This is a genomic window from Caenispirillum bisanense (assembly GCF_039523075.1).
Classification (GTDB): Bacteria; Pseudomonadota; Alphaproteobacteria; order Rhodospirillales; family Rhodospirillaceae; genus Caenispirillum; species Caenispirillum bisanense.
In genome coordinates, this window is the sequence record NZ_BAAAEP010000131.1 from 1 (window position 1) to 797 (window position 797).

Annotated in this window: 2 protein-coding genes; both read right to left on the reverse strand. The window is 69.4% G+C overall.

Annotation, left to right across the window (positions count from 1 at the left end; translation table 11 throughout):
- The coding region (locus ABD056_RS22770) for a hypothetical protein (protein WP_343870588.1) at positions 1-180 on the reverse strand (180 nt) is incomplete at its 3' end.
- A 60-nt stretch (positions 181-240) separates the two neighbouring features.
- Positions 241-797: toprim domain-containing protein (locus ABD056_RS22775; RefSeq protein WP_343870589.1), on the reverse strand; the 557-nt coding region annotated here is incomplete at its 5' end.

Consider the following 797-nt stretch of genomic DNA (forward strand, 5'->3'; position numbering starts at 1 on the left):
ACGATGGGACAGTGGCTCATCATCGTTGCTGTCGTGGCAGCCATACTCGGCGCCGTTTCGTACATGGCTGGCCAATGGTGGTTCAAGGCAAGCGCCTACCTGCTGGCATTCGTGGCTATAGTGTGGCTCCTGATATTGGCCGTCGTATCCTGATGAGCCGTTGATGTTGATGTTCCGCATGGGACTGTCCTTGCTGGAAGAGAGGTCCGGCCGGGACCGTAGCCCCGGCCGGCGGGAGGATCACATCGCCATGCCGGCGGCACGGGCGCGGGGCTTGTGGCGGCGCAGCTCCTGGCGGGGCGGCTCCTTCTCCTGCTCCTCAGCCTGCTCCGGCTTCACGGCCGGCTTCAGCGGCGGGCGGGCCAGCGCCGCGTCGACCACCTGCTGGATCACGGCGTGCGCCGCGTTCGCTCCCCGCTCGGCCACCAGGTCGTTGAAGTCGGTGCGGCCCTTGGCCTTCTCGGCCTCGGTCAGCGGCGGGCGGATCAGGCGGGCGCCGACCAGCTCGGCGGCGGCGGTCGCGCGCTCGATGCCGGTGTTGGGCTTGTTCCGGGCCTCCAGGTGGTGGTCGTCGTCGGCGGCGATGATCAGATCGGCGCTGGGGTACTTGGCGCGCAGGGCCTCGGCGACCGGCTTCAGATTGCCGGCGTCGAAGGCCACCACCACCGGCCGGCCGGTGGCAGTGTGCAGGCTGGCGGCCGTGGCGTAGCCCTCGGCGATGATCGTCGGCCCGACGCCAAGCATCCGGTCAGGGTCGATGGGGTGATAGAGCCCCACCTTCTCGGCGCCGGCGACAT